Here is a 26,784-nt window from a genome sequence, read left to right as displayed (position 1 = left end):
AGGTTGTCACGTTACAACAGGCGGATCAGATCATTCGATCTGGCCGTGGCAATGCTTGAACTTCTTGCCCGAACCGCACCAGCATGGCTCGTTGCGGCCCAGCTTCTGTTCGTTGCGCACCGGCGCGGTGGCCACGGCCACTTCGGCACCTTCCTGGGCAGCTTGCTCTTCGCTTTCCAGGCCAGGGGCGGCGGCATGCTGGAACTGCATGCGCTGGGCCAGTTCCTCGGCCTCGCGACGCAGGCGCGCTTCCTCTTCGGCCGGGTCCTCGCGACGGACCTGGACATGGGACAGCACACGGATGGTGTCGCGCTTGATCGATTCCAGCAGCTCCTGGAACAGGCTGAAGGACTCGCGCTTGTACTCCTGCTTCGGGTTCTTCTGTGCATAGCCGCGCAGGTGGATACCGTGACGCAGGTGGTCCATGGTGGACAGGTGGTCCTTCCACAGGTCGTCCAGTACACGCAGCAGGATCTGTTTCTCGAAGGTACGCAGGGCTTCCTCGCCGGCCTGGTCTTCCTTCTCGTTGTAGGCTGCGGTGATTTCGCTGAGCAGCTTCTCGCGCAGGGTCTCCTCGTAGAGGCGCTCGTCCTCGTCGAGCCACTGCTGGATCGGCAGCTTGATGGCGAAATCGCTGGCCAGGGCAGCTTCCAGGCCGGCCACGTCCCACTGCTCGGGCAGCGACTGTGGCGGAATGTGCTGGCTGATGGTGGCATCGAGCACTTCCTGGCGGAATTCGGCGATGGTGTCGCCGATGTTGTCGGCCGCCAGCAGGCTGTTGCGCATGTGGTAGATCACCTTGCGCTGCTCGTTGGCCACATCGTCGTATTCGAGCAACTGTTTGCGGATGTCGAAGTTACGGCCTTCGACCTTGCGTTGGGCCTTCTCGATGGCGTTGGTGACCATGCGATGCTCGATGGCCTCGCCGGACTGCATCCCCAAGGCCTTCATGAAGTTCTTCACCCGGTCGGAGGCGAAGATACGCATCAGGCTGTCTTCGAGCGACAGGTAGAAACGGCTGGAACCCGGGTCACCCTGACGGCCGGCACGACCGCGCAGCTGGTTGTCGATACGGCGGGATTCGTGACGCTCGGAGGCGATCACGTGCAGGCCGCCAGCCTCGATCACCTGCTGGTGACGCTTCTGCCAGTCGGCCTTGATCTGGGCGATCTGCTCAGGGGTCGGGTTCTCGAGCGCTGCGACCTCGGCTTCCCAGTTACCACCCAACAGGATGTCGGTACCCCGACCGGCCATGTTGGTGGCGATGGTCAGCGCGCCCGGCGCACCGGCCTGGGCGATGATTTCGGCTTCCTTCTCGTGGTACTTGGCGTTGAGCACCTTGTGGTCGATACCTTCCTTCTTGAGCAGGTTGGACATGTGCTCGGAGGTTTCGATGGTGGCCGTACCGACCAGGACCGGGCGGCCCTGCTTCATGCTTTCCTTGATGTCGGCGATGATCGCCGCGTACTTCTCGTCGGCGGTCAGGTACACCAGGTCGTTGAAGTCCTTTCGTGCCAATGGCTTGTTCGGCGGAATGACCATCACGTTCAGGGCGTAGATCTGGGCGAACTCGAAGGCCTCGGTGTCGGCGGTACCGGTCATGCCGGACAGCTTGGTGTAGAGGCGGAAGTAGTTCTGGAAGGTGGTCGAGGCCAGTGTCTGGCTCTCGGCCTGGATGTTCAGGTTTTCCTTCGCCTCGATGGCCTGGTGCAGGCCTTCGGACAGGCGGCGGCCCGGCATGGTACGACCGGTGTGCTCGTCGATCAGCAGGACCTGGCCGTCCTGGACGATGTATTCGACGTTGCGATGGAACAGCTTGTGAGCGCGCAGGCCGGCATAGACGTGGGTCAGCAGCCCCAGGTTGTGCGCCGAATAGAGGCTCTCGCCCTCGGCCAGCAGGCCGGCCTGGGTGAGCATCTCCTCGATGAACTGGTGGCCGGCTTCGTTGAGCTCCACCTGACGGCTCTTCTCGTCGATGGTGTAGTGGCCTTCCTGGGTCACCTGGCCTTCGACTTCTTCGATGTGCTGGGTCAGGCGTGGGATCAGGCGGTTGATCTCGATGTACAGCTTGGAGCTGTCCTCGGCCTGGCCGGAGATGATCAGCGGGGTACGGGCTTCGTCGATGAGGATGGAGTCGACTTCGTCGATCACGGCGAAGTTCAGCTCGCGCTGGAACTTCTCCTCCTGGCTGAACGCCATGTTGTCGCGCAGGTAGTCGAAACCGAATTCGTTGTTGGTGCCGTAGGTGATGTCGGCGGCGTAGGCGGCGCGCTTCTCCTCCGGCGGTTGGAAGGCCGAGACGATACCCACGGAAAGACCGAGGAACTCGTACAGTGGGCGCATCCAGTTGGCGTCACGGCGGGCCAGGTAGTCGTTCACCGTCACTACGTGCACGCCCTTGCCGGACAGTGCGTTGAGGTAGACGGCCAGGGTACCGACTAACGTCTTGCCTTCACCGGTACGCATTTCTGCGATCATGCCCTCGTGCAGGGTCATGCCGCCGATCAGCTGCACATCGAAGTGACGCATGCCCATGACGCGCTTGCCGGCCTCACGGGCCACGGCGAAGGCTTCGGGCAGCAATTGGTCGAGGGTCTCGCCTTTGGCCAGGCGCTCCTTGAACTCTGCGGTCTTGCCCCGCAGCTGCTCGTCGGAGAGGGCCACCATCTTCTCTTCGAAGGCATTGACGATATTCACCGTCTTGAGCATGCGTTTGACTTCACGCTCGTTCTTGCTTCCAAAAAGTTTCTTTAACAAAGGCGCAAACATATCGACAGGATCTTCCACACTTAGGGATGGAGGGCGGCCCCGTGAGTCGCCCGTGCAGCCCATGGGCTGCATGCGAACGAGCATTCTACCCGGAAACGATGGTGAGGAAAGTGGTGGATTTCCACGATGCTGGCACAGCGCTTTGGCGGGGGCCCTCCTAACATAAGGGCTTTTCGGGCAAGTTCAAGGTGCTGGAAGATGAAACGTATCCGGGACATTTCCGAAGCGGATCAGGCGGTTGCGTTGCATTTGCTGCCCAATGCCTGCTCCGGCAGGGGTTCGGCAAGACAAGCCGTGAGGCGTGCAGCTTCTGTTAAGATGGCCACCCAGCAACCCACTGTGTACTCCAATGGCCTACAAGCCCTCCCCCGCCCGCCCACCGGCCGCCCTGCTACGCCAGGCCCGACCGCTGCGCCTGCTGCTCAACCAGGCCGAACGCCTGGAATACCTGCAGCGCCTGCTGGAGAGCCAGCTGCAGCCGGCTGCTCGCGAGCATTGCCATGTGGCGTCCTGGCGCGATGGCACTTTGTTGCTGGTGGTGACGGATGGTCATTGGGCGACACGCCTGCGCTACCAGCAGAAACGGCTGCAACGTCAGCTGCAAACGCTGGAGGCGTTCGGCAACCTGCAGCGCATCCTGTTCAAGGTGCAGCCGCCGCTGGTGCCGGCCAAGCGCGAGGGGCAAGGGGTCGAACTGTCGAGCAAGGCAGCCGAGAGCATTCGCGATTCGGCCGAAGGCATTGCCGACCCCAGGCTGCGCGCCGCCCTGGAGCGGTTGGCCAGTCACGCGCGCGACAAGCGATAGGCCCGCAGGGACCGCTTCGCGCTCCGTCAGCAAGCATAAAAAAGGCCACCCGAAGGTGGCCTCAATGAACTAGAGAGTGTTCGAACTTACACGGCCGCAACAGGGCGCATGTAGGAGATCGGTGCCGTGCTGGCATCTTCGAAGGTGACCACTTCCCAGGCGTCTTTCTCGGCAATGAGCTTGCGCAGCAGCTGGTTGTTCAGCGCGTGTCCGGACTTGTAGCCCTTGAACTCGCCGATCAGGCTGTTGCCCAGCAGGTAGAGGTCGCCGATGGCGTCGAGGATCTTGTGCTTGACGAATTCGTCTTCGTAACGAAGGCCGTCTTCGTTGAGCACGCCGTCCTCATCGACCACGATGGCGTTTTCCACACTGCCGCCCAACGCAAGATTGTGCTTGCGCAGGTACTCGATGTCGCGCATGAAACCGAAGGTACGGGCGCGGCTGACTTCCTTCACGAACGACGTGCTGGAGAAGTCGACGCTGGCGCTCTGGGTCCGGTTGCGCAGTACCGGATGATCGAAGTCGATCTCGAAGCTCACCTTGAACCCGTCGAAAGGCAGGAAGGTGGCGCGCTTGTCGCCCTCCTCCACCGTCACTTCGCGCAGGATGCGGATGAACTTCTTGGCTGCGTCCTGTTCTTCCAGGCCGGCGGATTGAATCAGGAATACGAAGGGGCCCGCGCTGCCATCCATGATCGGTACTTCCGAGGCGGAGAGCTCGACGTAGGCGTTATCGATGCCCAGGCCCGCCATGGCGGAGAGCAGGTGCTCGACCGTATCGACCTTTACGTCACCGTTGACCAGCGTCGTCGACATGGTTGTCTCGCCGACGTTGGCCGCGCGCGCCGGGATCTCGACGACAGGGTCGAGGTCGGCACGGCGGAAGACGATGCCGGTGTCCACAGGCGCTGGCTTGAGGGTCAGGTAGACCTTCTCCCCGGAGTGCAGGCCGACACCTGTGGCACGGATGGTATTCTTCAGGGTGCGTTGTCTAATCATGGCATTGGCCGCTTCAGCGCAAATTGCGAACAGGTATCAACAAAGGCTGGGGATGATAACAGACCCGGCCTTTGCTGAACACCAATCACCCCTATACCCCTGATAAATTCCATTAATCGGCCTGACGACGCAGGAACGCCGGGATGTCGAGGTAGTCCAGATCATCCTGTGGGTTGAGTTTAGCGGCTGCGGCAGCACCGCCGTGGGCCTGGTTACGCATCACGGTCGGACGCTCCAGGTCACGGTAGTTGACCGCTGGCTGCTCCTGGCGGGCCGGTGCCGGGATGGACGCCTCGTAGGCCTGTTGGGCGTTCTGCAGGGTGTTGTCCACGACCTTGACCGGCTTCTCGATGCGCGCGCCCAGGCCGGTGGCCACCACGGTCACGTGCAGTTCGTCGCGCATGTCCGGGTCGATCACGGTGCCGACCTTGACCATTGCGTGGTCGGAGGCGAAGGCTTCGATGATGCTACCGACGTCGGAGTACTCGCCCAGGGACAGGTCCGGGCCAGCGGTGATGTTCACCAGGATGCCGCGGGCGCCCTGCAGGTTGACGTCCTCGAGCAGCGGGTTGCGGATCGCCGCCTCGGTCGCTTCGCGGGCACGGTTCGGGCCACTGGCGCAACCGGTACCCATCATTGCCATACCCATTTCGCCCATCACGGTGCGCACGTCGGCGAAGTCGACGTTGATCATGCCTGGGCGCTTGATGATGTCGGAGATACCGCGTACGGCACCGGCCAGTACGTCGTCGGCCTTGGCGAAGGCAGACAGCAGGCTGGCATCCTTGCCCAGGATGGTCAGCAGCTTCTCGTTGGGGATGGTGATCAACGAGTCGACGCTCTCAGCCAGCATGCGAATGCCTTCATCGGCGATCTGCATGCGCTTGCGGCCTTCGAACGGGAACGGACGGGTCACCACCGCAACGGTGAGGATCCCCATTTCCTTGGCCACTTCGGCGATGATCGGCGCAGCACCGGTACCGGTACCGCCACCCATGCCGGTGGTGATGAACACCATGTTGGTGCCCTGCAGCACTTCGGCGATGCGCTCGCGGTCTTCCAGCGCAGCCTGGCGGCCGACTTCCGGATTGGCACCTGCACCCAGGCCCTTGGTGACGCCGGTACCCAGTTGCAGGATGGTGCGCGCGCCGATGTTCTTCAGCGCCTGTGCATCGGTGTTGGCGCAGATGAACTCGACGCCTTCGATGTTGCTTTTGACCATGTGGTTGACGGCGTTGCCGCCACCACCGCCGACACCGATCACTTTGATGACCGGGCTTTGCGGGACGTTGTCTACGAGCTCGAACATTTTCCCTCTCCTTACAGTTCTCTAGTTTTTGCGCCTACCACTACTGCTTTGAAACTTAGAAGTTGCCCTGGACCCAACGCTTGAATCGCTCAAGCACCGGGGCCTTCGGTTCATCGCCATAGCTGTTGTTGCTGCTGTTACCGGTCAAGGGCAGGTCCTCGGTCTGCTTTTGCAGGCCATAGGTGAGCAGGCCCACGCCGGTGGAATAGATCGGGTTGCGTACTACATCGCTCAGCCCCCGAACGCTGTGCGGCACGCCCAGGCGTACCGGCATGTGGAAGATTTCCTCGGCCAATTCCACGGCGCCTTCCATCTTCGCGGTGCCGCCGGTGAGGACGATGCCGGCCGGCACCAGGTCCTCGTAACCGCTGCGACGCAGCTCGGCCTGGATGAGGGTGAAGAGCTCGTCGTAACGGGGCTCCACCACCTCGGCCAGGGCCTGGCGCGACAGCTCGCGCGGCGGGCGATCGCCCACGCTCGGCACCTTGATGGTCTCGCCGGCGCCGGCCAGCTTGGCCAGGGCGCAGGCGTAGCGGATCTTGATTTCCTCGGCGTACTGGGTCGGCGTACGCAAGGCCATGGCGATGTCGTTGGTCACCTGGTCGCCGGCGATCGGGATCACCGCGGTGTGGCGGATCGCGCCTTCGGTGAAGATGGCGATATCGGTGGTGCCACCACCGATGTCCACCAGGCACACGCCCAGTTCTTTTTCGTCATCGGTCAGCACCGAGTAGGCCGAGGCCAGCTGCTCGAGGATGATGTCGTCGATTTCCAGGCCGCAGCGGCGCACGCATTTTTCGATGTTCTGCGCTGCATTGACCGCACAGGTGACCACGTGAACCTTGGCCTCCAGGCGTACGCCCGACATGCCCAGGGGCTCGCGCACGCCTTCCTGGTTGTCGATCACGTAGTCCTGCGGCAGGGTGTGCAGCACCCGCTGGTCGGCCGGAATGGCCACAGCCTGGGCAGCGTCGAGCACACGCTCGAGGTCAGCGGTGCTCACTTCCCGGTCGCGGATGGCGACGATGCCGTGGGAGTTCAGGCTGCGGATGTGATTGCCGGCGACACCGACGAACGCCGAGTGGATACGGCAGCCGGCCATCAGCTGCGCTTCTTCCACGGCGCGCTGGATCGACTGCACGGTCGATTCGATGTTCACCACCACGCCCTTCTTCAGGCCGCGGGACGGGTGGGTGCCGATCCCCACGATCTCCAGGGAGCCGTCGTCGGCCACTTCACCCACCAGCGCCACCACCTTGGAGGTGCCGATGTCCAGCCCGACGATCATTTTGCCGCTATGCGCGTTTGCCATGGTCCTGCCTCTCTCTAATTCTTCGCAACGGCGGGTTGGGCCGTCGTCGGTGCAATCGGTTCCCGCCAGCCAACGGCAAGCCCGTTGGCGTACCGCAGATCAACGCGGGCGATGTTGGTGATCTGCTCTTTGAGTGTCTTGTCGTAAATGGCAATGAAACGGCGCATCTTCTCCACCAGGTGGTCGCGCCCCAGCAGCAGCTCGATCCCAGGCCCAGCGCTGCCCGCGCCGGTGGTCAGGAACCAGCTGCCTCGCTCGCGCAGCTCCAGGCGAGCGATGGAAAAGCCCAAGGGGCGCAGCATCTGGCTCAATACCTGATACTGCTGCATGACTTGTTGCTGAGCGCGCTGCGGCCCGAACAGCTGCGGCAGATGCTCATAGTTGGCCAGCTCGCGCGGGGTGAAGGCCTGCCCCTGGTTGTTGAGCAGGGCCTCGTCGCCCCAGCGCGCCACCGGCAACTGTTCTTCCAGGCGGATCACCACCTCGTCCGGCCAGACACGACGGACTTCGGCATGGGCGATCCACGGCATCTGTTCGAGCTCCGTACGCATCGCTGTGAGGTCGACGCTGAAGAAGCTCGCCGCCACGTAGGGCGCGATCCGCTGCTGCACCGCCTGCTGGCTGATGTAGCTCAGGTCGCCCTGCACGGCGACCTTGGTGATCGGCCGATCGGCGTACGGCATCAGGCGCACGGCACCTTCATAGGCACCGAAGCCCGCGGCCACCAGCAGCACCGGCCACAGCAGGCGCTTGAACACACTGAAGTTGGCCCTGGGCAGGCGCGCCGACATTGGCTCCTTGGCCACCAGTCGGCTGGCACCACGCGGCACCGGCTTGCTACGGCCGGTGGCGGGTTGCTGATGACGTAACATCGCGCCTTGCATGGCTGTTAACCTCGCGTCTCGACGCTGGCGGCCAGGATCGCCAGCACCAATTGCTGGAAGTCCAGGCCGGCCGCGCGGGCCGCCATGGGCACCAGGCTATGGTCGGTCATGCCGGGTGCGGTGTTGACTTCGAGCAGCCAGAACCGGCCCTGCTCGTCCTGCATCACGTCCAGCCGGCCCCAGCCTTCGATGCCAATGGCATCACAGGCGCGCGCGGTCAGGTCGATCAGTTCCTGTTCCTTGGCACTGTCCAGTCCGCACGGGATGCGGTACTGGGTGTCATTGGCGATGTACTTGGCGTCGTAGTCGTAGAACACATGCGGGGTGCCCAGCGCGATCGGCGGCAGCACCTGGCCACGCAGCACCGCGACGGTGAACTCCGGGCCGCGAATCCACTGTTCGACCAACACTTGGGAATCGTACTTGGCGGCATCCTTCCAGGCAGCGACCAGCTCTTCGACGCTGTTCACCTTGGCCATGCCGATACTGGAACCTTCATGGGCCGGTTTGACGATCAAAGGGAAGCCCAGTTCCGTGCCCGCCTCGACACAATCGTTTTCGTTACCCAGCACGGCGTGGCGCGGGGTCGGGATGCCCAGGCTCTGCCAGACCTGCTTGGTACGCAGCTTGTCCATGGCCAGCGCCGAGGCGAGGATGCCGCTGCCGGTGTAGGGAATGCCCAGGCACTCCAGCAGGCCCTGCATGCTGCCGTCTTCGCCGCCACGACCATGGAGGATGATGAAGGCGCGGTCGATCTTCTCGCTCTGCAGGCGAGCCAGCAGGTCATCGCCTACATCGATGCCGACCACGTCGACCCCGGCGTCGGTCAGCGCCTGCAGCACGGCCTTGCCGGACTTGAGCGAGACTTCGCGCTCGGCGCTCTTGCCTCCGTACAGCACGGCGACCCGCCCGAAGGCCTTCACGTCCAGGGTGGAATGCAACTTGGCGTATGCGCTGCTCATTTCGACTTCTCCGGGCTGGCGACGGCGCCAGCGAACAGCGGGCTCTTGATCAGTTGCGGGGCCAGGCCGCCGATGTCACCGGCGCCCTGGCACAGCAGGATGTCATCGGCGCGCAGCAGTGGCTTGACCAGCGGTGCCAGGTCGACACCACGCTCGATGTAGATCGGGTCCAGCTGGCCGCGCTGGCGGATGCTGTGGCACAGCTGGCGGCTGTCGGCACCGGGGATCGGCTCTTCGCCGGCCGGGTACACCTCCATCAGCAACAGCACGTTGGCGTCGGCCAGCACCTGCACGAAATCGTCGTACAGGTCGCGGGTACGGCTGTAGCGGTGCGGCTGGTAGACCATCACCAGGCGCCGGCTCGGCCAGCCGCCACGCACCGCCTTGATCACCGCAGCCACTTCGGTCGGGTGGTGGCCGTAGTCGTCGACCAGCATCACGCTGCCACCTTCGACCGGCAGCTCGCCATACACCTGGAAGCGTCGGCCGACGCCCTGGAAGCCGGACAGCCCCTGGACGATGGCTTCGTCGCTGATGCCTTCGTCAGTGGCGATGGCGATGGTGGCCAGGGCATTGAGCACGTTGTGGTTGCCCGGCATGTTGACCGAGACGTCCAGCGGCTCGCAGTCGCGGCGCAACACGGTGAAGTGCGTTTGCATGCCCTGCTGGCGCACGTTGATCGCGCGGATGTCCGCCTCGTCGCTGAAGCCGTAGGTGACGGTCGGGCGCTTGACCTGCGGCAGGATCTCACGCACCACCGGGTCGTCCAGGCACATCACCGCCAGGCCGTAGAACGGCAGGTTGTGCAGGAATTCGACGAAGGTTTTCTTCAGCTTGTTGAAGTCGCCCTCATAGGTGGCCATGTGGTCGGCGTCGATATTGGTGACCACCGCGACCATCGGCTGCAGGTGCAGGAAGCTGGCGTCGCTCTCGTCGGCCTCGGCGATCAGATAGCGGCTGGTGCCGAGCTGGGCGTTGGTGCCGGCGGCAGTCAGGCGGCCGCCGATGACGAAGGTCGGGTCCAGGCCGCCGGCGGCGAATACCGAGGCCAGCAGGCTGGTGGTGGTGGTCTTGCCATGGGTGCCGGCCACGGCGATGCCATGGCGGTAGCGCATCAGCTCGGCGAGCATCTCGGCGCGTGGCACCACGGGAATGCGACGTTCCAGGGCGGTAGCGACTTCCGGGTTGGCCGGGTTGATCGCGCTGGATACCACCAGCACATCGGCGTTGGCCGCGTTCTCGGCGCGGTGGCCGACGAAGATCTCGGCACCGAACGACTCCAGGCGCTCGGTAACCGGCGAGGCCTTGAGGTCGGAGCCGGACACCTGGTAACCCAGGTTCAGCAGCACTTCGGCGATGCCGCACATGCCCACGCCGCCGACACCGACGAAGTGGATACGACGGATACGGCCCATCTTCGGCTGGGGCATGGCTTTCTGGCTCTCAACCATGGGCCACCTCCAGGCAGATGTCGACCACGGTGCTGGTTGCGGCAGGTTTGGCCAGGCGCCGTGCGGTGCTGGCCATGGTGTTGAGTTTCTCGGGTTGCATCAGCACCTCGTTCAGGCGTTCAGCGAGCTGCGCTGCGCCAGTTGTCGCTTGTGGCATCAGGAAGGCGGCGCCTTCACGTGCCAGGTATTGGGCGTTATGGGTCTGGTGGTCATCGATGGCGTGGGGCAAGGGCACCAGCACCGAGGGCAGGCCTGCGGCCGCCAGTTCGCTGACGGTCAGGGCACCGGCCCGGCAGACCACCATGTCGGCCCAGCCATAGGCGTGGGCCATGTCCTTGATGAAGGGCTCTACCTGAGCCTCGACCCCGGCCTGGCGATAACGCTCGGCGGTGATCGGCGCATGCTGCTTGCCGGCCTGGTGGAACACCTCGGGGCGTACACTGGCGGGCACCTCCGACAGGGCCTTAGGCAGCAATTTGTTCAATGGTTCCGCACCCAGGCTGCCGCCGAGCACCAACAGGCGTGCACGACGCTCGGCCAGGGGCGCGCGATGGGCGTCCAGGAACAGCTCCGGGCGTACCGGGTTACCAGTGGTACGGCGCTTGTCGCTGGCCTCGAAGGTGTCCGGGAAAGCCTCGCAGACACGGGCCGACAATGGCACCAGCAGCCGATTGGCGGTACCGGCGCGGGCATTCTGCTCGTGAATCACCAGCGGAACGCCGCACAGCCGTGCGGCAACGCCGCCGGGGCCGGTCACGTAACCGCCGAAGCCCAGCACGCATACCGGCTTGAGCTGGCGAATGACACGCCGCGCCTGGAGCACAGCCTTGACCAAGGTGAACGGCGCCTTGAGCAGCGACAGCTTGCCCTTGCCACGCAGGCCGCTGACCTGGATCAGGTGCAGCGGCAGGCCCGCCTGGGGCACCAGTTCGTTTTCGATGCCACGCGGGGTACCCAGCCAGTGCACGCTGTAACCGCGGGCCTGGAATTCGCGGGCACAGGCCAGGGCCGGGAACACATGCCCTCCGGTGCCGCCAGCCATGATCAGGACGTTCTTGCCGTCAGCGGCCATGATAGGTCTCCTCGGCAAAATCGCTTTCCTTGAATTCGTGCTCCTCGCTGCCCAGGTGCGTGCGGCTCTCCCATTCGATGCGCAGCAACAAGCCCACACAGGCACAGCAGATCACCAGGGAACTGCCGCCGTAGCTGAGGAACGGCAAGGTCAGGCCCTTGGTAGGCAGCAGGCCGACGTTCACACCGATGTTGATCAGGAACTGGCCGATCCACAGGAAAGCCAGGCCGAATGCCATGTAGGCGGCGAAGAACTGCTTCGCCTTCTCGGCCCACAGGCCGATGTACAGGGCACGCACGGTGACGAAGACGAACAGCGCCACGGTGCACAGCGAGCCGATCACACCCAGCTCCTCGGCCAGTACCGAGAACACGAAGTCGGTGTGCGCCTCGGGCAGGTAGAACTGCTTCTGCACACTGTTGCCCAGGCCCACGCCCAGCCATTCGCCGCGACCGAAGGCGATCAGCGCCTGGGTCAGCTGGTAGCCGGAGCCGAACTGGTCGGCCCATGGGTCGGTGAAGGTGATCAGGCGCGCCATCCGGTAGGGTTGCGCCTGGACCAGGACGAACACCGCCACCACTGCCAGCGCCACCATCAGGCTGAAGCGGAACAGACCCACCCCGCCAAGGAACAGCATGGCCGCCGCAGCGCCCATCATGACCACGGTGGCCCCGAAGTCCGGCTCCATCAGCAACAGGCCTGCCATCGGCAGCAGGACGATGAACGGCTTGAAGAAGCCCATCCAGCTTTCGCGCACTTCCTGTTGCCGACGAACCAGGTAGCCAGCCAGGTAAATGACCACGAAGACCTTGGCGATCTCCGAAGGCTGGACGTTGAAGAAGCTGAAGCCGATCCAGCGCATCGAGCCGTTCACTTCCCGGCCGATGCCCGGCACCAGCACCAGCACCAGCAGGCCGAAGGCGCCGACCAGCATGGTGAAGCCCATGCGTTGCCAGGTGGCGATCGGGACCAGCAAGGTGGCGCCGCAGGCGACCAGGCCCAGGGCTACATACACCAAGTGCCGGAACATGTGGTACAGCGGGTTGCCCGACTGTACCGCGGCGACTTCCGACGACGCCGAGGTGATCATCACCAGGCCCAGGCCGAGCAGCGCCAGGCAACCGGCGAGGAAGGCGAAGTCCAGATCGATGCCGCGACCGCTGATCAGTGGCGATGGGTAGGGCTTGAGGATGCCGAAGATCATGCCAGCCCTCCCGCCGCCTGGGCGAACAGGCGCCCGCGTTCTTCGAAGTTCTTGAACATGTCCAGGCTGGCGCAGGCCGGCGACAGCAGCACGGCGTCCCCTGGCTGGGCCAGCTCGGCGCACTGCTGCACCGCTTCGTCCAGGGTCTTGACCCTGACCTGGCGCACGCCCTCGCCCAGCGACTCGGCCAGGCGTTCGGCGTCACGGCCGAGCAGCACCACCGCGCGGCAGAAACGCGCCACTGGTTCGCGCAGGGCAGAGAAATCGGCGCCCTTGCCATCGCCACCGGCGATCAACACCAGCTTGCCATCGATATCCGCGCCCAGGCCTTCGATCGCCGCCAGGGCGGCACCGACATTGGTGGCCTTGGAGTCGTCGTACCAGTTGACGCCATTGCGCTCGCGCACCCATTGGCAGCGGTGGGCGAGCCCGGCGAATTCGCGCAGGGCTTCGAGCATCGGGGCGAACGGCAGGCCCACGGCATGGCCCAGGGCCAGGGCGGCCAGGGCGTTGCTCTGGTTGTGGGCACCACGGATCTTCAGCTCGCGCACTGGCATCAATGCCTGGAACTCGAAGGCCAGGTGCTTCTCGCCGTTCACTTCACGCAAGCCGAAGGCCTTGAAGTCCGGAGTATTGAGACCGAAGGTCCAGCATGGGCGGCCTTCGACCGGCAAAGGCCGGCTCAGGGCATCCTGGCGGTTGACCACTACCTGACGCGCGCCACGGAAGATCCGGTGCTTGGCCAGGTGATAGGCCGGCAGGCCACTGTAGCGGTCCATGTGGTCTTCACTGATGTTCAGCACGGTGGCCACTTCGGCGTTGAGCTGGTCGGTGGTCTCCAGCTGGAAGCTGGACAGCTCAAGAACGTACAGCTCCACGGTGTCGTCCAGCAGGTCCAGCGCCGGAGTGCCCAGGTTGCCGCCCACGGCCACGCGCTTGCCGGCCTTGGCCGCCATCTCGCCGACCAGGGTGGTCACGGTGCTTTTGGCGTTGGAGCCGCTGATGGCCACGATCGGCGCCTTGGCGAAACGTGCGAACAGCTCGATGTCGCCGGACAGCTTCACGCCACGTGCGGCAGCCTGCTGCAGCGCCGGAGTGGCCAGCGCCAGGCCTGGGCTGACATAGAGTTCGCTGGCGCGGCACAGGAAGTCCACGTCCAATTCGCCACAGCGCACTTCCACCTGCGGGTATTCACGGCGCAGGGTGTCCAGTTCCGGCGGCTGCTCGCGGGTGTCGGCGACCGCAAAGGCGATGCCCCGGTTCGCCAGGAAGCGAACCAGGGACATGCCGCTCTTGCCGAGGCCGACAACGATGCGGAATTGGTCGGAAGCGATCAGTGACACGCTCGTCTACCTCAGTTTCAGGGTGGCAAGGCCGATCAGCACCAGAATCACGGTGATGATCCAGAATCGGACGATCACCCGCGGCTCGGGCCAACCCTTGAGTTCAAAGTGGTGGTGAATCGGCGCCATGCGGAACACGCGCTTGCCGGTCAGCTTGAAGGAGGCCACCTGGATCACCACCGAAAGGGTCTCCATGACGAACACGCCGCCCATGATGAACAGCACGATCTCCTGGCGAACGATGACCGCGATGGTGCCCAGGGCCGCGCCCAACGCCAGTGCGCCGACATCGCCCATGAAGACCTGTGCCGGATAGGTGTTGAACCACAGGAAGCCCAGCCCGGCGCCGATCAGCGCGCCGCAGAACACGATCAGCTCGCCGGCGCCCGGCACGTAGGGGATCAGCAGGTATTCGGCAAACTTCACGTTGCCCGACAGGTAGCAGAAGATGCCCAGGGCACCGCCGACCATCACCGTCGGCATGATCGCCAGGCCATCGAGGCCGTCGGTCAGGTTGACCGCATTGCTCGAGCCAACGATGACGAAATAGGTCAGCACGACGAAGCCGATGCCCAGCGGAATGGTCACATCCTTGAGCATCGGCACGATCAGGGTGGTCTCCACGCTGGTCGGCGCAGTCATGTAGAGGAACACTGCGGCCCCCAGACCGAACACCGACTGCCAGAAGTACTTCCAGCGGCTTGGCAGCCCGCGGGAGTTCTTCTCGATCACCTTGCGGTAGTCATCGACCCAGCCGATGGCGCCGAACAGCAAAGTGACGATCAGCACGACCCAGACGTAGCGGTTGGTCAGGTCGGCCCACAGCAAGGTGCTGATGCCGATGGCGGACAGGATCAGCGCACCGCCCATGGTCGGGGTGCCGGACTTGGACAGGTGCGATTGCGGGCCGTCGTTGCGCACGGCCTGACCGATCTGGCGAATCTGCAGGGTACGGATCATCCACGGCCCCAGCCACAGCGCCAGGGACAATGCGGTCAACACGCCCAGGATCCCGCGCAGGGACAGGTACTGGAAGACCGCGAAGCCCTTGTGGAACTGTTGCAGATACTCGGCCAACAGCAGCAGCATTAATGTTTCTCCCCGCTGGAACCGCACAAGGCCGCCACGACGTTTTCCATCGCAGCGCTGCGCGAGCCCTTGATCAAGATAGTGGTGTCGCTGGCAGTCTCGGCGCGAACGGCATCGATAAGCTCAGCCTGAGTAGCGAAATGACGGCCATTGGCACCGTACGCCGCAACCGCATGGGCCATGTTGGTACCCACCGCATACAGGGCGTCGACCTTGCCGCGCGCATAGTCGCCCACCTGACGGTGGCCTTCCTGCGCCCATTGCCCCAGTTCGCCGATATCTCCGAGCACCAGGACGGTGCGGCCGGAAAAGCCGGCGAGTATATCAATGGCGGCGCACATCGAGGTGGGATTTGCGTTGTAGCTGTCGTCGATCACCCGCACGCCGTTGGGCGCGATCTGCGCCACGGTACGGCCCTTGACCGGCTGCACTGCGCCAAGGCCTGCGGCGATACCGCTCAGGCTCAGACCGACGGCATGGGCGGCGGCGGCGGCGGCCAAGGCGTTGCTGACGTTATGGGTACCCAGCAGGTTCAGTTGCACCGGGACGCTGCCGTCCGGGCCATGCAAGGTGAACGACGGGCAGCCTCGGGCGTCGCGACCGATGTCGCTGGCATGGAAGTCGGCCTGCGGGTTGTCCAGGGCGAAACTCAGGACACGGTGCTCGCCCGCACGCCTGCGCCAGGTATCGAAGGCCTTGTCGGCCAGGTTGAGGATGGCGGTGCCCCCCTCGCTCAGGCCTTCGAGAATCTCGCCCTTGGCCTCGACGATCTTTTCAGGGCCACCGAACTCGCCCACATGGGCAGTGCCGGCATTGTTGATGATGGCCACTTGGGGTTGGGTCAGGCCGACGGTGTAGCGGATCTCGCCGATACGCGAGGCCCCCAGCTCGATCACCGCGGCGCTGTGTTCAGGCGCGATCTCCAACAAGGTCAGCGGCGCGCCGAGGTCGTTGTTCAGGTTGCCACGGGTCGCAAGCACCGGGCCACGGGTACGCAGGATGCTGGCCAGCATTTCCTTGACCGTGGTCTTGCCGCTGGAGCCGGTGATGGCCACCACCGGCTTGTCGAACGCGCCACGGTTCAGGGCGCCGAGCTGGCCCAGGGCGACGCGGCAGTCGGCGACCAGCAGCTGCGGCAGGTCGACATCGGCGACTTCGCGTTCGACCAGAGCGGCGACGGCGCCCTTGGCCTTCACATCGGCCAGGTAATCGTGGCCATCGAAACGCGGCCCGGCCAGGGCGATGAACAGCTGGCCGGCAGCCACGGTACGGCTGTCGATGCTCACGCCGATAAAGCTGGCATCGGCACCGACCACACGTGCCTGCAGCGGCGTGGCCAGCTGGCTGAGTGTCATGGGCTTAAGCATCGGTCGCCTCCCAGGCTGCAAGTGCCTTTTCGGCTTCGATCAAGTCGGAGAAGTCATGGCGCTGGCCGTCGATCTCCTGGTAGTCCTCATGCCCTTTGCCGGCCAGCACGATCACATCGTCAGCCGCAGCCGTGGCGATCAGGCGGCCGATGGCCTCGCCACGGCCGGCGACGAACTCGACCTCGGCGGGCTTGGCAAAGCCGGGGCGGATGTCATCGAAGATCCGCAGGGGGTCTTCGGTGCGCGGGTTGTCATCGGTGACCAGCACGCGATCGGCCAGGCGCTCGGCCACTTCGGCCATCAGCGGACGCTTGCCGCGATCGCGGTCGCCACCACAGCCGAACAGGCACAGCAGGCGGCCGTGGGCGTGGGGGCGCAGGGCTTCCAAGACTTTTTCCAGAGCGTCCGGGGTGTGCGCGTAGTCGACCACCACCAGCGGCTTGTCGCCGCCTCCCAGACGCTGCATGCGACCGACTGGGCCTTGCAGCTGCGGGGTGACCTTGAGGACTTCGTCCAGCGGGTAGTCCAGCGCCAACAGCGTGGCGACCGCGGCGAGCATGTTGCTCAGGTTGAAGCGGCCCAGCAACTGGCTGCGCAGGGTATGTTCACCCTGGGCGGTGACCAGGATGGCGCGCACGCCATCGTCATCGAAATGGGCTTCGCGGCAGAACAGCGAGGCGTCCGGGTTTTCCAGGCTGTAGCTGAGCAGCCGGGTTTCGACATGCTCGGGGCTCGGACGCCGGGCAAAGTCTTCAGCCAGGCGACGCCCGAACTCATCGTCCAGGTTGACCACCTGGCAACGCAGGTTCGGCCAGGCGAACAGCTTGGCCTTGGCGGCCTCGTAGGCCTCCATGCTGCCGTGGTAGTCCAGGTGATCGCGGGACAGGTTGGTCATCACCGCGATATCGAAGGCCAGGGCGGCGACCCGGCCCTGCTCCAGGGCGTGAGAGGAAACCTCCATGGCCACGGCCTTGGCGCCACCTTTCTTGAGGTCGTTCAGGGTCGCCTGCACAGCGATAGGGTCTGGGGTGGTCAGGCGGCCGCTGCGCAGCTCGCCATAGAAACCGGTACCCAGCGTGCCGATCAGCCCGCAACGCTGGCCCAACGCATCGAGGGCCTGGGCCACCAGCTGGGTGACGCTGGTCTTGCCGTTGGTACCGGTGACACCCACCAGGTCGAGCTGGCGGCTGGGCTCGCCGTAGAAGCGCCCGGCGATCTCCGACAACTGGCCGATCAGGCCACGCACCGGGATCAAGGGCGCCTCGGTGAGCGGCAGGACGCTGGCGCCCTGCTCTTCGTAGGCCACGGCGGCAGCGCCGCGAGCCAGTGCATCGGCAATGTGCGCACGGCCGTCGACCTTGGCACCGGGCACCGCCAGGAACAGGTCACCCGGCCGGACCAGGCGGCTGTCGAGGGTCAGCTCGCGGATCAACGGATCGCGGCTGGCATGGGCGAAAAGCTTGCTCAATGGCATTGTCATCAACCACGCCCTCCATTGGCGGGTACTGCGCTGGCCTGCTGGGTCTGGGGCTGGGTCGCCGAAGGGGCCGGTGGCGGTGGCAGGTTGTCCGGCGGCACGTTCATCAGGCGCAGGGTGCCCGACATCACCTTGCTGAATACCGGGGCCGATACCAGACCGCCGAAATAGCCCCCCTTGCTCGGCTCGTCGATGACCACGACGATGGCGTAGCGCGGGTCGCTCATCGGGCCGAAGCCCGCGAACAACGAGCGGTAGGCGTTTTCCCGGTAGCCCTTGGCGCCCACGGAAACCTTACGCGCCGTACCCGACTTGCCGCCCACGTGATAGAACGGCACCTGCGCACGGAACACGCCCCGCGGCGCCTCGATCACCTGTTGCAACATCGCTTGGACGGTCTCAGCCGTATCTTTCGGGATCGCCTGCACAGCATCAGGAGCCTTGTCGACCTTGACGATGGACAACGGCACCATCTTGCCGTCGTTGGCCAAGGCCGCGTAGGCATGCACCAGTTGCAAAGCGGTCACCGAAACGCCATAGCCATAGGACAAGGTGGCGGTTTCAGCCTTGCGCCACTCACGATGGTTAGGCAGGTTGCCAACGCGCTCGCCCGGGAAACCCAAGCCGGTGTATTGGCCAAGCCCCAGTTGCGACATGACCCGGTAGATCGCCTCGCCGCCGATGTCGAAGGCGATCTTGCTCATGCCCACGTTACTGGAGTTGATCAGGATGCCGGTCAGGTCGAGGATCGGCCCCTCGCTGCGGGACACGTCCTTGATGGTGTAGCGGCCGATCTGCAGGCTGCCGGGGTAGACCTCGACCTTGTCGGTAGGTTTCCAGCGACCGCTCTGCAGGGCGGCACTCATGGAGATCGGCTTGACCGTGGAGCCTGGCTCGAACACGTCGATGATCGCCCGGTTGCGCATGGCCGCGGGGAACATGCTGCGGCGGTTGTTCGGGTTGTAGGTCGGCTGGTTGACCATGGCCAGGACCTCGCCGGTCTTGACGTCCATGATCACCAGACTGCCGGCCTTGGCTTCCTGCTCGGCGATGGCGTTGCGCAGCTCGCGGGTGGCCAGGTATTGCAGGCGCAGGTCGATCGACAACGCCAAGGTCTTGCCGGCCTTGGCGTTCTTGGTCACCTGGATGTCCTTGATCAACCGGCCGCGCCGGTCCTTGATCACCTGCCGCTTGCCGGGCACCCCGGCGAGCCATTCGTCATAGGCCAGCTCCACCCCTTCGCGACCGTGGTCGTCCAGGTCGGTGAAACCGACCATGTGCGCGGTGACATCACCGGCCGGATAGAAGCGCCGGAATTCCTCCATGCCGTAGACACCCGGCACCTTGAGGTCAAGCACCTGCTGCCCCTGCTCCGGGGTCAGGCCTCGCACCAGGTAGATGAATTCCTTGCCGGCCTGCTGGGTCAGGCGGTCGGCCAGCTGCTGCGGGTTCTGCCCGAGTGCGGCGGCCAGTTGTGGCCAGCGCTCGCGGGAGGCCTGCATTTCCTTGGGGTTGGCCCACAAGGTGGTGACCGGCGTACTGACTGCCAACGGCTCGCCGTTGCGGTCGGTGATCAGGCCACGGTGCGCGGGAATGGGAATATGGCGCAGGCTGCGGGCATCGCCCTGGCCCTTGAGGAAGTCGCGATCGACCACCTGCAGGTCGATGATGCGCCAGGCGATCGCGCCGACCATCAACGCCAGCAATGCGATCACCACCCGGAAGCGCCAGGGGTAGAGTGCGCCTTCAAGCTTCATCATGGCGCCACCATCCGCACTTCGTCAGCGGCCGGCACGCGCATCTTCAATTGCTCGGAGGCCAGGTTCTCGATACGGCTGTGAGCCGTCCATGTGCTTTGCTCGAGGATCAGCCGGCCCCATTCGGCCTGGGCCTTGTCACGCTCGTTCAGTTCACCGTACAGCGTGTTGAGCAGTTGGCGGTTCCAGTGGGCGCTGTAGGACACGGCAATGGCCGAAACCAGGACGCCGACGAACAGCAGAAGCATCAGGAAGCTTCCGCCTGGCAGGGGCTTGGCGAACAGCCGGCTCACCGCAATTTCTCCGCCACCCGCATGACGGCGCTGCGCGCCCGCGGGTTGGCCTTGAGTTCGGCTTCAGAGGCGAACTGTGCTTTGCCGATCAGGCGGATCTTCGGCTCGAACACCTTGTGTTGCACCGGCAGGTTGCGCGGCAGGTTGTCCGCCTCGCCCTTGGCCAGTTTGCGCATGAACAGCTTGACGATGCGATCTTCGAGCGAGTGGAAGCTGATCACCGCCAGGCGGCCACCGACCTCCAGCGCCTCGATAGCAGCCTCCAGGCCCGCCTCCAGGTCGCCCAGTTCGTTGTTGACATGGATGCGCAGGCCCTGGAAGGCGCGGGTCGCCGGGTTCTTGCCCTTCTCCCAGGCCGGGTTGGCGACCTTGAGGACTTCGGCCAGGTCGGCCGTGCGGGTGAACGGCTGCTGCTCGCGGCGCTGCACCACGGCGCGCGCCATGCGCTTGGCGAAACGCTCTTCGCCGTACTCCTTGAAGACACGGGCGATTTCTTCTTCGGGCGCGGTGGCGATGAACTCGGCAGCGCTGATGCCCTGGTCCGGGTTCATGCGCATATCCAAAGGGCCATCATTGAGGAAGCTGAAGCCGCGCTCTGGGTCGTCCAGCTGCGGCGACGACACGCCCAGGTCGAGCAGTACGCCGCTGACCTTGCCGTCCAAGCCACGCTGGGCGACTTCATCGCCCATCTCGGCAAAGCTGCGCTGCACAATGACAAAGCGGCCGTCTTCGGCCGCCAGCGCTTGCCCCGTGGCAATCGCTTGTGGATCTTTGTCGAAGCCCAGCAGCCGCCCTTGCGGCCCGAGCTTGCTGAGGATCAGGCGGCTATGCCCGCCCCGGCCGAACGTGCCGTCCAGATAGCAACCGTCGGCGCGCAGGGCCAATGCCTCGACAGCCTCGTCGAGCAGCACGGTGATGTGGTTGAAGCCGCTATCTATCGTCACAGGATCAGGTCACGCAAATCGTCGGGCATGGCGCCCGGTTGTTGGATAGCTGCAAGATCAGCTGCCGAAACCGCGTTCCAGGCATCCTCATCCCACAGCTGGAATTTGTTCAGCTGCCCCACCAGCATCGCCTTCTTGTCGAGCTTGGCGTATTCGCGCAGGCGGGGCGGTACCAGGAAACGGCCACTGCCATCGAGCTCCAGGTCCACCGCATTACCGATCAGCAAACGCTGCAAACGGCGGTTTTCCTCACGCAGCGACGGCAAGGCACGCAACTTGGCTTCTATCTGTTCCCACTCATCGAGGGGATAAACACACAAGCAGGGGTCCACCGCGTCGATGGTCACGATCAATTGACCATTGCAACGCGAATCGAGCTCGTCACGGTACCGACTCGGCATGGCGAGTCGGCCCTTTGCATCGAGGCTGACGGCGTTAGCTCCGCGGAACACGGCTGCGATTCCCCACAATGTTAGCTTTTTTGTGTCAGAAAACCCACTTCATCCCACTTTCTGCCACTTGCGCACACTATAGGAATCCGTCCGGCACACCGTCAAGGCACGTTCAGAAGGAAATCCCTTACAGGACGGAGATTTAGCGCAACAAAGGAAGGAGGAAGCATTACCGGAAGGAAAAACTGGCGAGAAAAATCAAGTTCACTCAAGCGGATAGAGTGAGAACTTAAAGTGATTTATTAAGAGTAAGATTTTTTTGGTATTACCGGGACGTATCTGCTGACGATTCAAGCAGGGAAGGAAGGAGGTGGAGAGTCGATCTGTAAGCCGGGTTCTGTCGAGGACAGTCATTCCTCTACGACGGCCATCACTGGACGCCTTTAGCAACCTACCCGGTTCCGACGCGGGCCACGCCGTATGGAACCCTATTTGGTCTTGCTCCGAGTGGGGTTTACCTAGCCACGAACTGTTACCAGTCGCGCGGTGCGCTCTTACCGCACCTTTTCACCCTTACCGGCACCGAAGTGCTTAGGCGGTTGTTTTCTGTGGCACTTTCCGTAGGCTCGCGCCCCCCAGGCATTACCTGGCACTCTGCCCTATGGAGCCCGGACTTTCCTCCCCCCTCTTTTGCGGAACAAAAGAAGGCAGCGACTGTCCAATCGACTCTCCGCCGACAAGGTTAACGGCACAAGCGCCCAAGAACAAGTGACACAATGAACCATGTCACTTTGCCACTACTGCGCTTTTTGTTTTTCCAATGCCACCTGATAGAGCAGGTTCTTGCGCACACCGGTGATTTCCGCCGCCAGCGCAGCCGCACGCTTGAGTGGCAGCTCCGCCAGCAGCAGGTCCAACACGCGCTGCGCTTCGCTGCCGATGGCCTGCTCATCCTCGGGAGCACTCCAGCCGCCCACCAGAACCACGCACTCTCCACGCTGTTGGTTGCTGTCGCCTGCGACGAAGGCTCGCAACTCACCCAACGGCAACCCCTTGAGCGTCTCGAAGGCCTTGGTCAGCTCACGGCCCAGCACCGCCGGGCGCTGCGCGCCGAATACCGCTTCCATGTCCTCCAGGCACTCGAGGATACGGTGCGGCGCCTCGTAGAAGATCAAGGTACGCGGCTCCTCCTTGACCTGCTCCAGGCGCGCGCGACGGCCAGCCGCCTTGGCGGGCAGGAAACCTTCGAAGATGAACCGGTCCGACGGCAGGCCGGCCGCAGACAACGCGGCGATCAAGGCGCAAGCGCCCGGCACCGGCACCACCTGCACCCCGGCGGCGCGCGCCTGGCGCACCAGATGGTAGCCGGGGTCTGAAATCAACGGCGTGCCCGCGTCGGACACCAGGGCCACGTCATCACCGGCCAGCAGGCGAGTGATGAAGCGCCCACCCTCGTCGCGCTCGTTGTGCTCATGGCAGGCGGCCAGAGGCGTATCGATGCCGAAGTGCTGGAGCAGGCGCACCGAGTGACGGGTGTCCTCGGCGGCGATCAGCGCCACGTTGGCCAGCACCTTGAGGGCCCGGGCACTCATGTCGTCGAGGTTGCCGATTGGCGTGGCGACCACGTAAAGCGTGCCCACCGTGGATTTCGAAGCCCCTGCACCATCAGTCACTGCGCATACCTGTCATGTGGATCAAAGGCGCCATTGTAGCCCGAGCGCCCGCAACAACGCGCAAAGAACTTCGCCGGCAAGCCCCGCAAGGCGACCTATATTGAAGGATCAACGTCAGCGACATCGCACCCCGGCCGACGCTTGGGTACAATTGCCGGCCAACTTGATCGAGTAATAGGACTTTTACATGATCGCTTGCCTGCGGCTGTTCACAGCCCTCTGCCTGGCTGCCCTGCTGGCAGCCTGCGCCAGCTCGCCCTCATCCAGCCTGGGCGAACTGCCACGCACCCCGGATGCCAGCATCGAGCAACTGCTCGACAAGGCCGCCACCAGCAAGTCCGCTGAAGATGCCGCCCTGCTGCGCCTGAGCGCCGCCGACCTGGCCTACAAGCAGAAGGACTACCCACGCGCCGCACGCATTCTCGAGCAGGTCCCGCTGGACTCGCTCAAGCCTGCCCAGCAGGTGTTCGCCAGCACCCTCGCTGCCGAGCTCGCCATGAGCCGCAACCAGCCCAAGGCCGCCCTGACCGCCCTCGCCCACCCGAGCCTGCAGCGCCTGGGCGAACTGCCGCAGGAGCAGCAGGCACGCACCTACAGCGTCCATGCCGCCGCCCTCGAGGCCGATGGTCAGGCACTGGCCGCCGCCCAACAGCGCGTGTTGCTCGCGCCTCTGCTCAGCGACCAGGCTGCTGCCGCCAACAACGACTCGATCTGGGCATTGGTCGCCTCGCTGCCGGCCGAACAGCTGCAACAGCCCGCCGCCAACGAAACCCTGGCCGGCTGGACCAGCCTGGCCCTGGCGGTGAAGAGCGCCGGCACCCTGGAGCAGCAACAGGCCGCCATCGACACCTGGCGCAACCAGCACCCGGAACACCCTGCCGCCAAGCAACTGCCCCTGGCCCTGGTCAAGCTCAAGGAGCTGGCCAGCCAGCCGCTGACCAAGATCGCCCTGCTGCTGCCCCAGGAAGGCCCGCTGGCCGGCGTCGCCCGCGCCCTGCGCGACGGCTTCATGGCGGCCCACTTCCAGGCCCAGCAATCCGGTCAGCCGGCTCCTGCCGTACAGGTGTTCGACAGCTCGCGCCTGACCTCGCTGGACGATTTCTACCGCCAGGCCCAGGCCGCCGGCGTGCAGCTGGTGGTCGGCCCGCTGGAAAAACCACTGGTGAAGAAGCTCGCGGCCAACCCGCAACTGCCGATCACCACCCTGGCACTGAACTACGCCGATGCCGGCCAGAAAGCACCACCCCAGCTGTTCCAGTTCGGCCTTGCCGCCGAGGACGAAGCCCGCGAAGTCTCGCGACGTGCCCGCGCCGATGGCCTGGTCCGCGCCGTAGCCCTGGTACCGAGCGGTGAGTGGGGCGATCGCGTGCTCGCCGCCTTCCGCCAGGATTGGGAAGGCCATGGCGGCACACTGCTGGCCGCCGAACGCATCGCCCAGCCGGTCGCCCTGGCCCAGCAGATTGCCGAGCTGTTCCAACTGCGCCAGAGCGAAGGTCGTGCCAAGAGCCTGCAGAGCACCGTTGGCGGCAATATCGCCGCGCAACCGTCGCGGCGCCAGGACATCGACTTCATCTTCCTCGCCTCCACCCCACAGCAGGCCCAGCAGATCAAGCCGACCCTGAACTTCCAGTACGCAGGCGATGTGCCGGTCTACGCCACCTCCAACCTCTACAGCGCCAGCGGTGACGTGAACCAGTACAACGACATGAACGGCATCCGCTTCTGCGAGACCCCCTGGCTGCTCGACAGCAGCAACAGCCTGCGCCAGCAGGTGGTCCAGCAGTGGCCCCAGGCGGCCGGCAGCCTCGGCCGCCTCTACGCCATGGGCGTGGACGCCTACAGCCTGGCCCCTCGCCTGGGCCAGCTGAAGGCCCTGCCGGACAACCGCATCGAAGGTCTCTCCGGCAGCCTGACCATGAGCTCCAGCCAGCGCGTCGAGCGCCAACTGCCCTGGGCCGAGTTCTCCGGTGGCCAGGTCAAGCGCCTGCCGGACACCCCACGCTGATGCCCGACGCATCGCCTTCCAGCGCAGGTCTTGCCGCGGAAAACCATGCCCTCGAATACCTTCGAGGACATGGCCTGCGACTACTGGCGCGCAATTGGCGATGCAAGGGCGGTGAGCTCGATCTGGTCATGCTCGACGCCGATACAGTAGTATTCGTCGAAGTCCGCTACCGGTTGCATGCGGCCTTCGGCGGCGCCATCGGCAGCATCGACAGACGCAAGCAGAAGCGACTGGCGCTAGCCGCCAACCTGTTCCTGCAGAAGGAGCCGCGCTGGGCCAACCAACCCTGCCGCTTCGACGTTGTCGCCCTGCAGGGCAGCCACCACGCGGGCCAGCCGCTGCAATGGCTGAAAAACGCCTTCGAATGCTGAACCCATTCCGATTTTTTAGCTCTATGTTTCGCGGGCTGGTTCCTGTCGCGCGTCGCGTCGGCCACCGCCCCACTTAAGGTCACACCAGATGGACATGCAATCCCGAATTCGCCGGCTGTTCCAGGCCAGCATCGATACCAAGCAACAGGCGATGGACATCCTGGCACCCCACATCGAGCAGGCCAGCCTGGTCATGGTCAATGCGCTGCTCAACGAGGGCAAGATGCTTGCCTGCGGCAACGGCGGCTCGGCCGGCGACGCGCAGCACTTCTCCTCGGAGCTGCTCAACCGCTTCGAGCGCGAGCGCCCCAGCTTGCCGGCCATTGCCCTGACCACCGACAGCTCGACCCTGACCTCGATCGCCAACGACTACAGCTACAACGAAGTCTTCTCCAAGCAGATCCGTGCCCTGGGCCAACCGGGCGACGTGCTGCTGGCGATCTCTACCAGCGGCAATTCCGCCAACGTGATACAAGCGATTCAGGCCGCGCACGACCGTGAAATGATCGTCGTGGCACTGACTGGGCGTGACGGCGGCGGCATGGCCTCGCTGTTGCTGCCTGAAGATGTGGAGATCCGCGTGCCGTCGAACGTCACCGCGCGAATCCAGGAAGTCCACCTGCTGGCGATCCACTGCCTGTGCGACCTGATCGACAGCCAACTGTTCGGGAGTGAAGAATGATCCCCAAGCGCCTTGGCCTGATGGCCCTGACCCTGTGCCTGAGCATCTCCGGCTGCAGCTCGGTACTGACCTCGGCTCGCAATTCGCCCATCGAGGATGATCGCGGCACCCGCACCATCGGCAGCAAGATCGACGACTCGCTGATCGAAACCAAGGTCTCGGTGAATATCGCCAAGGCCAACGCGGACCTCGACAAAGGCTCGCACATTGTCGTCAGCAGCTACAACGGCATCGTCCTGCTGGCCGGCCAGACCCCGCGCGCCGACCTCAAGAGCCTGGCCGAACAAACCGCAGGCCAGGTACAGCGGGTCAAGAAGGTGCACAACGAACTGCAGGTCATGCAGCCCTCTTCGATCCTGGCGCGCAACAATGACGCCTGGCTGACCACCAAGATCAAGGCACAAATGCTTGGCGATGCCAACGTACCAAGCACGCGCATCAAGGTGATCACCGAGAACGGCATCGTCTACCTGCTGGGCCTGGTGACCCAACAGGAAGCCAACGCCGCCACCAACGTGGTCCAGGGTGTGTCGGGCGTGCAGAAGATCGTCAAGCTGTTCGAATACATCGATTGATACCCAACTGCATCGCCGGCTTGCCGGCGATGAGACCATGACTGGCAACA

At 64.4% G+C, this 26,784-nt stretch carries 23 protein-coding genes and 1 other RNA gene; 5 read left to right on the top strand and 19 right to left on the bottom strand.

The window, feature by feature from the left end; genetic code table 11:
- Window positions 1–30 precede the first annotated feature (30 nt).
- Window positions 31–2,769 carry a preprotein translocase subunit SecA gene (gene secA / locus ACXHGZ_RS03160; protein WP_480462326.1) on the bottom strand — a complete coding sequence of 913 codons (2,739 nt, stop codon included), beginning with the start codon at window positions 2,767–2,769 and terminating at the stop codon, window positions 31–33.
- Window positions 2,770–3,118: 349 nt separating this feature from the next.
- Here secA and ACXHGZ_RS03155 point away from each other — a divergent pair, with 349 nt between their 5' ends.
- Window positions 3,119–3,574, top strand: coding sequence for a DUF721 domain-containing protein (locus ACXHGZ_RS03155; protein WP_084857293.1), 456 nt, complete (start codon window positions 3,119–3,121; stop codon window positions 3,572–3,574).
- An 86-nt stretch (window positions 3,575–3,660) separates the two neighbouring features.
- On the opposite strand, the gene lpxC is transcribed toward ACXHGZ_RS03155, so the two are convergent.
- From lpxC to rsmI, 18 genes are all read right to left on the bottom strand, one after another.
- Window positions 3,661–4,572 carry a UDP-3-O-acyl-N-acetylglucosamine deacetylase gene (lpxC, locus tag ACXHGZ_RS03150; RefSeq protein ID WP_070092350.1) on the bottom strand — a complete coding sequence of 304 codons (912 nt, stop codon included), beginning with the start codon at window positions 4,570–4,572 and terminating at the stop codon, window positions 3,661–3,663.
- Between the two features lie 112 nt (window positions 4,573–4,684).
- Window positions 4,685–5,881, bottom strand: coding sequence for a cell division protein FtsZ (gene ftsZ, locus ACXHGZ_RS03145; RefSeq protein ID WP_084857291.1), 1,197 nt, complete (start codon window positions 5,879–5,881; stop codon window positions 4,685–4,687).
- Window positions 5,882–5,936: 55 nt separating this feature from the next.
- Window positions 5,937–7,193: a cell division protein FtsA gene (ftsA, locus tag ACXHGZ_RS03140; RefSeq protein ID WP_084857289.1), complete on the bottom strand. Its 1,257-nt coding sequence runs from the start codon at window positions 7,191–7,193 to the stop codon at window positions 5,937–5,939.
- A gap of 14 nt (window positions 7,194–7,207) precedes the next feature.
- Window positions 7,208–8,077: a cell division protein FtsQ/DivIB gene (locus ACXHGZ_RS03135; protein ID WP_480462323.1), complete on the bottom strand. Its 870-nt coding sequence runs from the start codon at window positions 8,075–8,077 to the stop codon at window positions 7,208–7,210.
- Window positions 8,078–8,082: 5 nt separating this feature from the next.
- Entirely contained in the window at window positions 8,083–9,039 is a 957-nt protein-coding gene (locus tag ACXHGZ_RS03130) for a D-alanine--D-alanine ligase (protein ID WP_084857285.1), read from the bottom strand.
- Complete coding sequence (murC, locus tag ACXHGZ_RS03125) at window positions 9,036–10,490, bottom strand: UDP-N-acetylmuramate--L-alanine ligase (protein ID WP_480462321.1); 1,455 nt, start codon at window positions 10,488–10,490, stop codon at window positions 9,036–9,038. The genes ACXHGZ_RS03130 and murC overlap by 4 nt, the downstream gene beginning before the upstream one ends.
- Entirely contained in the window at window positions 10,483–11,562 is a 1,080-nt protein-coding gene (gene murG, locus ACXHGZ_RS03120; protein ID WP_480462319.1) for an undecaprenyldiphospho-muramoylpentapeptide beta-N-acetylglucosaminyltransferase, read from the bottom strand. Before murG ends, murC begins: the two co-directional genes overlap by 8 nt.
- Window positions 11,552–12,766 carry a putative lipid II flippase FtsW gene (gene ftsW / locus ACXHGZ_RS03115; RefSeq protein WP_480462317.1) on the bottom strand — a complete coding sequence of 405 codons (1,215 nt, stop codon included), beginning with the start codon at window positions 12,764–12,766 and terminating at the stop codon, window positions 11,552–11,554. Before ftsW ends, murG begins: the two co-directional genes overlap by 11 nt.
- Window positions 12,763–14,109 carry a UDP-N-acetylmuramoyl-L-alanine--D-glutamate ligase gene (murD, locus tag ACXHGZ_RS03110; protein WP_480462315.1) on the bottom strand — a complete coding sequence of 449 codons (1,347 nt, stop codon included), beginning with the start codon at window positions 14,107–14,109 and terminating at the stop codon, window positions 12,763–12,765. Before murD ends, ftsW begins: the two co-directional genes overlap by 4 nt.
- Before the next feature lie 6 nt (window positions 14,110–14,115).
- The gene (mraY, locus tag ACXHGZ_RS03105) at window positions 14,116–15,198 is read right to left on the bottom strand and encodes a phospho-N-acetylmuramoyl-pentapeptide-transferase (protein WP_084857275.1); all 1,083 of its coding nucleotides are present in this window, start codon (window positions 15,196–15,198) and stop codon (window positions 14,116–14,118) included.
- Window positions 15,198–16,565, bottom strand: coding sequence for a UDP-N-acetylmuramoyl-tripeptide--D-alanyl-D-alanine ligase (locus tag ACXHGZ_RS03100; protein ID WP_480462312.1), 1,368 nt, complete (start codon window positions 16,563–16,565; stop codon window positions 15,198–15,200). Before ACXHGZ_RS03100 ends, mraY begins: the two co-directional genes overlap by 1 nt.
- Window positions 16,558–18,048: a UDP-N-acetylmuramoyl-L-alanyl-D-glutamate--2,6-diaminopimelate ligase gene (locus ACXHGZ_RS03095; RefSeq protein ID WP_480462310.1), complete on the bottom strand. Its 1,491-nt coding sequence runs from the start codon at window positions 18,046–18,048 to the stop codon at window positions 16,558–16,560. Before ACXHGZ_RS03095 ends, ACXHGZ_RS03100 begins: the two co-directional genes overlap by 8 nt.
- Window positions 18,045–19,799: a peptidoglycan D,D-transpeptidase FtsI family protein gene (locus ACXHGZ_RS03090; RefSeq protein ID WP_172403020.1), complete on the bottom strand. Its 1,755-nt coding sequence runs from the start codon at window positions 19,797–19,799 to the stop codon at window positions 18,045–18,047. Before ACXHGZ_RS03090 ends, ACXHGZ_RS03095 begins: the two co-directional genes overlap by 4 nt.
- Window positions 19,799–20,092 (bottom strand): cell division protein FtsL, encoded by a 294-nt coding sequence (gene ftsL / locus ACXHGZ_RS03085; protein ID WP_070092339.1) that lies wholly within the window; start codon window positions 20,090–20,092, stop codon window positions 19,799–19,801. Before ftsL ends, ACXHGZ_RS03090 begins: the two co-directional genes overlap by 1 nt.
- Window positions 20,089–21,036, bottom strand: coding sequence for a 16S rRNA (cytosine(1402)-N(4))-methyltransferase RsmH (gene rsmH, locus ACXHGZ_RS03080; protein ID WP_084857267.1), 948 nt, complete (start codon window positions 21,034–21,036; stop codon window positions 20,089–20,091). Before rsmH ends, ftsL begins: the two co-directional genes overlap by 4 nt.
- Window positions 21,033–21,488: a division/cell wall cluster transcriptional repressor MraZ gene (mraZ, locus tag ACXHGZ_RS03075; protein WP_011535546.1), complete on the bottom strand. Its 456-nt coding sequence runs from the start codon at window positions 21,486–21,488 to the stop codon at window positions 21,033–21,035. The genes rsmH and mraZ overlap by 4 nt, the downstream gene beginning before the upstream one ends.
- A 310-nt stretch (window positions 21,489–21,798) precedes the next feature.
- Window positions 21,799–22,158: RNase P RNA component class A (gene rnpB, locus ACXHGZ_RS03070), an RNA gene on the bottom strand.
- 67 nt (window positions 22,159–22,225) lie between these two features.
- Window positions 22,226–23,020, bottom strand: a complete 795-nt coding sequence (gene rsmI, locus ACXHGZ_RS03065; RefSeq protein ID WP_253249342.1) for a 16S rRNA (cytidine(1402)-2'-O)-methyltransferase — start codon at window positions 23,018–23,020, stop codon at window positions 22,226–22,228.
- 268 nt (window positions 23,021–23,288) lie between these two features.
- Between rsmI and ACXHGZ_RS03060 the strand changes: the two genes are divergently transcribed.
- From ACXHGZ_RS03060 to ACXHGZ_RS03045, 4 genes are all read left to right on the top strand, one after another.
- Entirely contained in the window at window positions 23,289–25,106 is a 1,818-nt protein-coding gene (locus ACXHGZ_RS03060; RefSeq protein ID WP_084857264.1) for a penicillin-binding protein activator, read from the top strand.
- Window positions 25,106–25,477 (top strand): YraN family protein, encoded by a 372-nt coding sequence (locus tag ACXHGZ_RS03055; RefSeq protein ID WP_480462308.1) that lies wholly within the window; start codon window positions 25,106–25,108, stop codon window positions 25,475–25,477. The genes ACXHGZ_RS03060 and ACXHGZ_RS03055 overlap by 1 nt, the downstream gene beginning before the upstream one ends.
- 88 nt (window positions 25,478–25,565) lie before the next feature.
- Entirely contained in the window at window positions 25,566–26,159 is a 594-nt protein-coding gene (locus ACXHGZ_RS03050) for a phosphoheptose isomerase (protein WP_043207486.1), read from the top strand.
- A complete protein-coding gene (locus tag ACXHGZ_RS03045; RefSeq protein WP_084857260.1) occupies window positions 26,156–26,734 on the top strand; it encodes a BON domain-containing protein in 579 nt (192 codons plus the stop codon). Before ACXHGZ_RS03050 ends, ACXHGZ_RS03045 begins: the two co-directional genes overlap by 4 nt.
- The last annotated feature ends 50 nt before the right edge of the window (window positions 26,735–26,784 follow it).

Source organism: Pseudomonas shiyinii (assembly GCF_056725765.1).
Note: the sequence above shows the minus strand (reverse complement) of the source record. Positions and strands in the feature narration are given on the sequence as shown.